We start from the raw sequence: 10,000 nt of genomic DNA, 5'->3' as shown, positions 1-10,000 counted from the left end.
TCAAGTTCATTAAAGGCCCGATAAGATGGTAATAAATCAGCTATCATGGCGGCTTCGCTTTCTGTAAAAGCCAGCTCGTAACCTGACAAAATAGATAAATAGCGCTCAGGTAATGCAGCAACAAGCTCTTTGTGCAGTTGTTTAATCTCGTTAGTCAAAGTGGGTTTTGCCAAATCTAAACGGACAGGGCAAACTCGGCGAATAGTCTCAAACCCTGTCGTACGCTCGGCCGCAAAAATATAAGTAATATTTTCTACTGATTGCTTGAGTCGTTCTAGTAAGGCTGCAAGCTCAGCCATACTGGACTGTCTATTTTCGTTTCTGTCGATATCCTGAACAGTGACAATCAATTTCTTGTTAATTAATCGTAACATCTCGTCAATTTGCTTGAGTACCTGATCAGGAGACTCGTGCTTGTCCAGTAAAGAGGCCAAAAAGCTCCACGAAGTATTGCTGGTTTTGATTGCTTCCAGATAATTGGCTGGTAGTCGCCGCAAACTGCTTATATCCAAATGATCGGCTAAAGCCAGGGTGATCTGTTCCAGCACAAATTCAACTATGGAGTGAGTGGCAATCCCCCATAATTCGATATTGCAATGGATCCAAGAGCCTTTTTGATCTTCTTCCAGCTTGTTGATTGCGGATTTTATTATACTTGATTTACCAGTACCGAAAGCGCCACATACTGCTATGTGTCGGCTGTCTCCTTTTAATTTGCTTGTCAATGACTCGGCCAAAGGCTTTAATTCTTCATCCAAATCCTTTATGCATTCTATCGGTACATCATCCGAGCGTTTTGGCTTTTCATCCGAACCGTTCCGGCTGTTTTTCAGATTACTATTTGAGTTGTTTTTCGAGGGATCTCCGTGAATAAAATGCAGCACAGGTAAAATTAACAAACCGACAATTAGCCCCCAGCCATTCGCCATTAAGGCTATAAATTGCTGCTGAGATTGAAAACTCCAATATAAAACAGCGAAACACACAGAAAAGGTTAAAGGTGGAAAACGCAGGTTAGGCCACACAGGCCTGTTTGGATGATAAATCTGAAAATGTGATGCTAAGCTTGAAATAATCATGCCGACAGCTATCAACACAATCTGAGTAAGAAAATGTAAGGTTAAAGCGTCACATGTACTGCAATGGAGTTTTTTCTGTATTGTTAGCAATTCTTTCCAGATTGTGGTCTCGCCAATAGTGATCTCACCAATAAAGGACAAGACTAAATAAGCAATTATGCTGTAGAGCAAAAGGTCCAAATATCGTTTTATCATCATTCCCTTCATGGCAAACCCTAAGCCTACATTTTCTGAAATTAAAATACTCGCAGACCAATTAAAGATCTAATATTTGGCCAACTTAGCAAAGTTGTAGGCAGATGTCTGCTTTTCGCACTGGCTGCCATTAGAAAAAGCCATACCAACTATTTGCACCCAATCCCCCATTGGGTCGCGAGCCGGACAAAATTGGGTGGCCAAGGTTTTAAGGCTGGGAGTGTCTGAGTGAGGAGCGGTAGCGACGAGCGAGTTGCCCAGCCGCCTTGGACGCACGATTTTGGGCCGGGCTTTCGCTGCGACCTGGGGTCGCCTTTTCTTTGGATACCTTTCTTTTGGCGAAGCAAAAGAAAGTATCTCGCCAACGGCGAAACGCTTTGCTCCATAACAAACTCAAAGGATACAGCCCAAATTAATCGTGTTTCGTTATCAATATTATGTCAGATCAAGTCGAGACTAATTCATTTCATCTTACATCGTTCGGAAAGTTCTTAATTCGGATGAACCCAACCACAACCTAAAGGTAAGTAATTTTATAACTCTTTAGCTTGTTAAAAGCGGAGATTAAGTCTCTCACTTGAGCAGTCCAAGCTATCCGATTCAGTTTTATCCCAAGATCCGTTGTTGTCTCAGTTGGAGTTCCATTCCTCACTGCTGCAAATTGAGAAACTTCAAATATAGACATCCCCAAACCAGTTAAATCACTTGAAATAAACGGATGTTCCAAAATTAATTGGCAGTAGTACTTTATAAGACTCAGATGTGCGTCAATGAAATCTTTTTCAAGCGTACATTCCCCAGAATTAACATCGAGCAATTTAAGCTTTTTTCCGCTCACTCCAAATATCTGGTTTTTATTTGATGGTGGACTAGAATTGGCACAGGCTTTCAAATCAATTTCTGTTGTCTCGCCTCCTCCTCCTTCCCTGAAAGTTATCTGTTCAAGAATATCTTCTAGTGAACTCAATATAGCTCCAGCAGGCATTTTAGCTGCTTCAAAAAACTTTTCTGATTTCTGCTTTATAGGGACGTACACTAAAAGAACGAAAAACAGCGAGCTTATAATCACCCCTTGACTCAAATCTGATACGAGTGCGTTGAATTTATCTACACCAGCAGACATAGAAAAATTCCATGATGCGGGAAATGTTGGAATCACCCCCAAATTAATCTGGGCGATGAATATCAGAGCTAAAGCATTCACACCAAACAATAGCCACCACAATCTCTTACTAAGCATTAGTTTCCTTAAGCGTCTGAGTTTTCCGAATCCACCATAGCCTAGACAAACCTCGTTGTTAGCTCTTACGGCGCGAGCCATTTACACAGTTTGCTCTTTGTTATCGATCGTTGAAAAAATTTATTTCAACTTCTGGTAACCAATCATCAGTTAGGCGCTGATTTATTCTCACTTTTTCCAACCATTCGAGGCCAGCCAAAGCTATTCAACGCAAGCGATGTCGCTGGGACCCTGGGCCGCCTTTTATGCTTTCCCCAACTTCTCCTGCCTCTTCACCATATCCCAAAGCTTATCCATTTCAGCCAAATCACTCTGCGCCGGACTAGACCCTTGATCCACCAGTGCCTGCTCAACCTGCCGAAAACGTCGTTCAAACTTTTGATTGGCCTGGCGCATGACTTTTTCCGGATCAAAACCTTGTTTACGCACTACATTGACCAGCGCAAACATCAAATCTCCTAGCTCTTCTTCCAGTTCGGCCGCACCTGCTGGTAGTTCGGCTACTTCCTGAATTTCTTCCTGCACTTTATCCCAGGCGCCTGCTACATCAGGCCAGTCAAAACCCACCTGAGCACAACGTTTTTGCAGTTTGTAGGCACGGCTTAAGGCAGGCATCGCCAAAGGGATGTTATCCAGCACTGATGTTTTGCCAGAAGCCGTGCGTTCTGTGGTTTTGATGGCTTCCCAGTTTTGCAGCACGGCTTTGCTGCTGTCTAAATTCATATCGGCAAACACATGAGGGTGGCGGCGGATCAGCTTGTCGTTAATAGCAGCAGCACAATCGTCAAATTCAAAACGCCCTTCTTCTTTAGCTATCTGGGCGTAAAACACCACCTGAAATAACAAGTCGCCCAGCTCGTCTTTTAACTCGGCATAATCTTCGCGGGCTATCGCATCGGCCACTTCATAAGCTTCTTCCAGCGTATAAGGCACTATGGTCTGGTAAGTTTGTTCTTTGTCCCATGGGCAGCCGTTTTGCGGGTCCCGCAGTCTGGCCATAATGGCTAATAGTTGTTGAAGTGGTTGTGACACGGCAGATCCTGCAGAAAAGGCGCCGGAGCACATAGCCCCGGCACTATTGAATACAAAATTAATGGAAACGTTTTGCTTCGATCACATCATCAATCTGGCTGACTTTGGTCAGCAGCTTGTTCAATGAATCCAGGTTATACAGCTCCATCGTCATAATGATAGTGGCAGTTTGCTGCGAAATATCCGAGTTACTGCTCATGCGCAGCACGTTGGCTTTTTCATTGGCCAGAATGCTGGTGATATCGCGTAATAAGCCATTGCGGTCGTGCGCCACAATACGAATAGTGACTTCATAACCCGAGGCATATTTATCGCCCCAGGTGGCTTCCACTACCCGTTCACGGTGCGCTTCCTGCAATACCTTAAACTGTTCACAGTCGTCACGATGCACAGCTATACCGCGGCCCTGCGTGATATAACCTACTATGGCATCACCTGGCAGCGGCTGACAGCAACCAGCCATATGAGTTAATAAGTTACCTACGCCCTGCACCACAACATGACTTTTGGGCTGGTTGGAAATAGGTTTGCTGATCAGGCGTGGGTCAATCTCTGGCTGCTGAATTTTACCAGACTGACTCTGCACATAATGCACTACCTGAGTGACTTTAATTTCGCCGCCACCAATACCGGCCAGTAACTCTTCCATGCTATTGACGTTAAAACGCGCCAGCACTTTGGGAATACTGTCGATAGTCAGATTCAGGCGGTTCAGTTCGGTATCCAGCAGCTCTTTACCAGCCGCTATGTTTTTATCTCTGTCCTGCAGACGGAACCAGTACTGCACTTTGGAACGGGCACGGCTGGATTTTAAATAGCCTGAGTTCGGGTTTAACCAGTCGCGGCTTGGGTTAGGCTCACGGCCCGTTAAAATTTCAATTTGATCGCCGGTTTTCAGCTGATAGGTAAAAGGCACGATACGGCCAGAAATCTTGGCGCCTATGCAGCGGTGGCCCACATTGGAATGCACGTAATAAGCAAAATCCAGCGGCGTGGAACCTACTGGCAAATCGACAATATCGCCCTTAGGCGTAAAGACATAGACCCTGTCTTCTGTGACCTGGTTTTTAAGCTCTTCGGCTAAATCCGAACCGTCGACCAGCTCTTCCTGCCAGGCCAGCAGTTTACGCAGCCAGCCAATTTTTTCGTCCAATTGGCCTTCTTTACCCGCATGGCCTGTGCCTTCTTTATAACGCCAGTGTGCCGCTACGCCCAGTTCGGCGTCGTCATGCATCTGATGGGTACGAATTTGAATTTCAACAGGGCGACCGGCCGGGCCAAGTACCACGGTATGAATAGACTGATAGCCGTTCTGTTTTGGTGTGGCTATGTAGTCGTCGAATTCTTTCGGCAAATGGCGCCAGGAGGTATGCACTATACCCAAAGCAGCGTAACAATCCTGCACCTTAGTGGTGACAATACGTACGGCACGAATATCGTACAGCTGATCAAATGCCAGCTGCTTTTTCTGCATCTTTTTCCAGATGCTAAAAATATGTTTAGGCCTGCCGTACACTTCCACCGAAATAGCAGCGTCCTGCATTTTTTGCCGCACTGAGGCGACAAAATCCTGCATATACTGCTCACGATCTAAACGTTTTTCTTCCAGCAAACTGGCAATTTGTTTGTAGGTTTGTGGGTGCAGGTAACGGAAGGCTAAGTCTTCCAGCTCCCATTTAATCTGGCCTATACCTAAACGGTTCGCCAGCGGGCCAAAAATAGCATTGGTTTCTTTGGCCGCTAACACCCGGGTTTCTTCATCAGCATTTTTAACAGAGCGCAGATAGCAAATTTGCGAAGCCAGCTTTAACACCACAGCACGCACATCTTCCACCATGGCCAATAACATCCGGCGTAGGTTGTCTGCTTGTTGTGGATTACTGCTTTGATTGGGCCCAACAGGAATAGAACGAATAGCTTCCATCTGCCGCACAGCGTTTAGCATGGTCAATACGGCAGAACAGAACTGACTTTCCACCTGCTCCAGTTCAATCAATTTGGCATCAACTAAAGGAAATAACAGGGCTGCAGTTAAGGCATCTTTGTCCATGCGCAAATCAGCCAGAATTTCGACCATCTCCCAGCCCGTTTGTACCTCGGGTTCCTGATCGGTCAAATTCTGTTGATGTAACCAGAGTTCAGCATCCAGCAGCGCGCTAATTTTAGCTTCAGGTAAACCTAAGGCAGTTAACCAGCTCTGAGTGCCGCCTGGGTGGTATTCGGCGCTATGTGATTGCCTTACCGTCACCATTCGTTACTTTCTCCTGTGAAACAACGCCATCAACTCCAGATGGCTGGTTTGTGGAAACATGTCCATCACACTGATTTTATCCAGCTGATAACCACAATCCAGTAAAACTTTCGCATCCCGGGCAAAAGTAAGTGCATTACAGGACACGTACAATATCTGTGCCGGACTTAATCGGGCGATTTGCTCTATAGCACCTACTGCACCAGCACGAGCCGGATCCAGCAGTACTTTTTGGTACATTGGCTTATTCCAGTCGGCTTTGGGCCAGGGTAAATGCAAGTCAGCCTGACTAAAACTCAGGTTGGTCAGGCCATTCAGCTCTGCATTAGCCTGCGCTCGCTGCACCATAGTGGTGACACCTTCGAGCGCGTGCACCCATTTAACGCGTTGCGCCAAAGCCAAACTGAAATTCCCTATGCCTGAATAGAGCTCCAGCACCTGGTCCTCTGGCTGTAGCTTGAGCCAATCCAGTGCCTGCTGCACCATTTGCTGATTAATACTCTGATTTACCTGAATAAAATCAGCAGCAGAAAACTTAAGCTTTAAGCCCAAAGCCGGCAAAGCATAGCTGGGTTCTGCTGTTCCGACTTGCCAGAGCTGATAAAGTTCAGGCTCTGCTTCACCTATCCATAAGGCTTCGGGCCAAGCCTGGATCAAGAGTTGTTGATCCGATGGCGGTAAGGGCCGGATATGCCGCACTATTAAATATACCTTGCCGTCAGCATCCAGCGCTTCTACATGAGTAATAGCTGAGCCTTGTTGCAGCTTTGGTAATGCTTGCTGCAGCAGGCGAAAAACCGGGGCTAATGCCGGGCTCAGCACCAGACAATGTTCCACCCGGGTAATGACTTTATCGTTGGCTTTGCGAAAGCCGACCGTAAATTGCTGAGTTTTTTTATCAAACCATATGCCAATCCGGGCTTTGCGCCTGTAGCCCTGTCCTTCACTGCGCAGTGGTGTCTGCCAGGGCAAGCGGGTTAAGCCGGTTTGATGGCGGATCAACTGATCCACGCCCTGCTGTTTTAGCTCCAACTGATGTTCAGTGGACAGATACTGCAACTGACAACCACCGCAATCGGCAAAATGCTTGCACAAAGGCTCCTTACGCAACGGCGACGCCTGCAGCACTTTGACCACTTTGCCTTTGGCCGACTTGTCTTTTTGTTCGGTCAGCTGCACTTTGACCCGTTCTCCGGGTAAAGCGCCGCTGACGAAGACAATCCGCTTTTGCTCAAAACCTATGCCCTGAGCTTCGTGATCCAGACGTTCAATCTGTACTTCGATTTGTTTTAATTGTTGAGGTTTATCTCTGCTGCCTTTGGCAGCCTGATAAATTTTGACCATCTGGATTTAGTACCTGTGGTGGGCTTTTTGTAAGCCTTGTGTCATTATCAATTCGCTCCGGACTATTCTATCAAGCAGCGCTACAGATGACGAAAATTGGTTTAAGAGATTGGGTCTTATTGACCACCCTGGTGCCGACCTTGTTGGTCAGTTTATGCCTTGGGGGTTATTTTAGCTATGCCCGCTACTATGATTTGGCCCAGTATCTGGAGGAACAGGCCGAAAACATTGCTGTCCCATTGGCTATAGCCAGCGAACATGCCTTATTACATAACAGCAGACAAGACGTCAAACGTTTGCTGGATGTCAGTCATAGAAAAAACTCAGCGCTGGTGAAAAGTATCGCCATTTTTAATGCCGACCATGAGCTTTTTGTTACTACCAATTACCACAAAGACTTTGCCATGCTGAAATATCCGCCAGACAGCACTATTCCGCAGCAAAGCACTATCACAGACCTCGGCAACTGGCTGGTGATCCGCACCCCTATTTTGCCGGAACAGGCTGATTTCAGTACAGATCCGGCCGACCAGCCTTTAGGCTATATCTCAGTGCAAGTGGCTAAAGACAAAGTCATGCTGGCGCAACAAACCTCACTGCTGAGCAGTTTGCTGATGATTCTGCTAGGCCTTGCTGTTTGCGTGTATTTCAGTATGCGGCTGATAAAAAAAGTCAGTCAGCCTCTGCAACAAATGGGAGATGTGATAGGGCAACTACGTGAGGGCAACTATCAGAGCCAGTTGCAACAGCCGTTTTTGGGGGAACTTGAGCAATTACGCACTGGGATTAATGCGCTGGCCACAGCTCTAAAAACTCATGATGAAGAAATGCAACAAAGCATAGAACAGGCAACCAGCGATCTGCAGCAAAGCATGGAACAGCTCGAGATGCAAAATATCGAGTTGGACTTATCCCGTAGAAAGGCGATGGAAGATAACCGTAGTAAGTCCGATTTCCTTGCCAAAATGAGCCATGAATTGCGCACGCCACTGAATGCTGTAATAGGTTTTGCCCGCCAACTGCTAAAAACTAACCTGACCCACAACCAGCAGGATTATCTGGCCACTATTCAAAAATCAGCCAATAGCTTGTTAAGCTTGGTCAACGACGTACTGGATTACGCCAGGCTGGAAGAAGGCAGGATGCCGATTAATCCTGAGCCTTTTTCCTTACGTGATTTGCTAAACGATTCGATTGAACTTTTGGCCTCCAATGCCTTTGATAAACAATTGGAACTGGCTCTGCTGATTGAAAACAGCTGTCCTGATGATTTAATTGCCGACCCTATGCGGATCAACCAAATACTGACCAATATAGCGGGCAACGCCATTAAATTTACCGAACAAGGTAGCGTAGTGATCCGTGTCAGTTGTCGCCCTATGCCGGACGAGCAATGGCAACTGCGTTTTTCAGTGCAGGACACTGGTATTGGTATTCAGGAAGATCAACAAAAAAGCTTATTTGGTGGTTTCGCTCAGGCCGACAATAGCATAGGTCGTCGTTACGGTGGCACAGGCTTAGGTCTGGTGATTTCACAGCGCCTGGTCACTGCCATGGGCGGTAAGATTGGCTTCGAAAGTAAAGCTGGTGAAGGTTCTAATTTCTGGTTTACCTTGATGTGTAAACGCCATCATTTGTCCATAGCTGAGCCTTTACCGCTGGAAGAGCTGAAACAAAAAACAGTGCTGTACTTTGAACCTCAGCAGTATTCGCGTGAGGCTATGCTCGGGCAATTAGAGCAGTGGGGCATGAACATTATCAGTTGTAGCAATACCAGTCAGTTAACTCAGACTTTAGCTTTGCAGCCACAAATAGATATGGCTGTGGTTGGCCGTTCTATTTCACTGAACCAGGTGAATCAAGTGATTGATTTGTTGCAACTATTACAGCCTCACACAGAACAACTCTATCTGCTGGTGAATACCCTGTCGCCTAATTTACGGGAAGTTTTGCAGGCATCAGGAGCCAAAGCTGTGTTATCCAAACCTGCACATTACCGCAAGCTGGCAATGACGTTGGCACAACCTTATTTAGAATTCCCGGAACAACATTTATTGCAGGATAAACCTAAAGCTCGCTTAAGGGTATTGTCAGTTGATGACAACGAAGCCAACTTAAAACTGATCAATACCTTGCTAAGTGAGATGGTGGAACAAGTAGACTCTGCCCGCAATGGTGCCGAAGCATGGCAAAAGGCCAACCAACAGCATTACGATCTGATTTTTATGGATATAAATATGCCAGTGATGGATGGCATTCAAGCTTGTCAGCGTATTCAGCAAAGCTCGCTGAATGAAGCCACGCCCATTATAGCTGTAACAGCTCACGCCTTAGAGGGCGAAAGAGACCGGCTGTTAGCTTTAGGCTTTTGTGAATTCTTAACCAAACCACTGGACGAAAAACTGCTGCATTATACTCTGCGTGAATGTTGCCCTGATTTCCAACAGGCCTTGGCAGCTTCCACCAGTGAAACTCAGTTACCTCAAAGCAAACAGCTGGACTGGACACTGGCTTTGCAAAGAGCAGGCGGCAAACTGGATTTGGCCAAGGAAATGTTGTGGATGCTGGTACAGTCGCTACCGGAAAGCTTGACCCTGATCCAACAGGCCATGCAACAACAGGATGCTGAGCAACTGCTGCAGCATATCCACAAACTGCATGGTGCCAGCTGCTATACAGGCCTGCCTGTCTTAAAACAACTGACTGAACTGATTGAAACTGAACTAAAAAAAGGCAAAAAAACCGAACAGCTGGAACCTGAACTGTTTGAACTGCAGGACAGGATCCAATCCTTATTGCAGGACGCCAAAAGCTGGCCTGTGATCCATACAGAGCCAAGGCCAACGGACGCCTTAAGTT

6 protein-coding genes are annotated in these 10,000 nt (G+C 46.4%); 1 reads left to right on the top strand and 5 read right to left on the bottom strand.

Translation table 11 applies throughout. From position 1 onward, the window contains the following. The 5 genes from LDL40_RS15275 to rlmD form a co-directional block, all read right to left on the bottom strand. Positions 1–1,286: P-loop NTPase fold protein (locus LDL40_RS15275; protein ID WP_300996295.1), on the bottom strand; the 1,286-nt coding region annotated here is incomplete at its 3' end. 505 nt (positions 1,287–1,791) lie between these two features. After that, positions 1,792–2,595 carry a hypothetical protein gene (locus LDL40_RS15270; protein ID WP_300996294.1) on the bottom strand — a complete coding sequence of 268 codons (804 nt, stop codon included), beginning with the start codon at positions 2,593–2,595 and terminating at the stop codon, positions 1,792–1,794. Between the two features lie 162 nt (positions 2,596–2,757). Next, positions 2,758–3,546 carry a nucleoside triphosphate pyrophosphohydrolase gene (gene mazG, locus LDL40_RS15265; RefSeq protein ID WP_300996292.1) on the bottom strand — a complete coding sequence of 263 codons (789 nt, stop codon included), beginning with the start codon at positions 3,544–3,546 and terminating at the stop codon, positions 2,758–2,760. Between the two features lie 58 nt (positions 3,547–3,604). Next, positions 3,605–5,797, bottom strand: a complete 2,193-nt coding sequence (relA, locus tag LDL40_RS15260) for a GTP diphosphokinase (RefSeq protein WP_300996291.1) — start codon at positions 5,795–5,797, stop codon at positions 3,605–3,607. 3 nt (positions 5,798–5,800) lie between these two features. Continuing rightward, on the bottom strand, positions 5,801–7,141 hold the full coding sequence (gene rlmD / locus LDL40_RS15255; protein WP_300996290.1) for a 23S rRNA (uracil(1939)-C(5))-methyltransferase RlmD: 1,341 nt from the start codon (positions 7,139–7,141) through the stop codon (positions 5,801–5,803). Between the two features lie 86 nt (positions 7,142–7,227). Between rlmD and barA the strand changes: the two genes are divergently transcribed. Next, a partial coding sequence (gene barA, locus LDL40_RS15250; protein WP_300996289.1) for a two-component sensor histidine kinase BarA occupies positions 7,228–10,000 on the top strand: 2,773 nt, incomplete at its 3' end.

This window comes from Rheinheimera sp. (genome assembly GCF_020217005.1).
In the GTDB taxonomy this organism is placed as follows: domain Bacteria; phylum Pseudomonadota; class Gammaproteobacteria; order Enterobacterales; family Alteromonadaceae; genus Pararheinheimera.
This window is presented reverse-complemented; position numbering and strand designations above follow the sequence as displayed.

Excerpts from the sequence above, each read along its gene's own strand:
- rlmD (WP_300996290.1), bottom strand. The coding sequence starts at position 7,141 with ATGGTCAAAATTTATCAGGCTGCCAAAGGCAGCAGAGATAAACCTCAA.
- LDL40_RS15270 (WP_300996294.1), bottom strand. The coding sequence starts at position 2,595 with ATGGCTCGCGCCGTAAGAGCTAACAACGAGGTTTGTCTAGGCTATGGT.
- relA (WP_300996291.1), bottom strand. The coding sequence starts at position 5,797 with ATGGTGACGGTAAGGCAATCACATAGCGCCGAATACCACCCAGGCGGC.